This window comes from Flavobacterium xizangense, assembly GCF_054075145.1.
The window spans coordinates 1-244 of the sequence record NZ_JBSIPG010000265.1; the positions used below are offsets into that span (position 1 = coordinate 1).

Here is a 244-nt window from a genome sequence, read left to right on the forward strand (position 1 = left end):
TGAGCGAAAAACACGGCATGATTGAACCTTATGCAGAGAATCAAGTCCGTTTTGATGAAAATGGTGAAAAGTTGATTTCCTACGGGGTCTCTAGCTATGGCTATGATGTACGCTGTGCCCGTGAATTCAAGGTTTTTACTAACGTACATTCTGCAATTGTCGATCCAAAGAATTTTGATGACAAAAGTTTTATCGATATTGAGTCAGATGTTTGTATTATTCCGCCAAACTCATTTGCTCTAGC

1 protein-coding gene is annotated in these 244 nt (G+C 38.9%); it reads left to right on the plus strand.

Features of this window, described 5'->3' with window-relative positions:
* A partial coding sequence (locus tag ACWA1B_RS23375) for a dCTP deaminase (protein ID WP_456911075.1) occupies positions 1-244 on the plus strand: 244 nt, incomplete at both ends.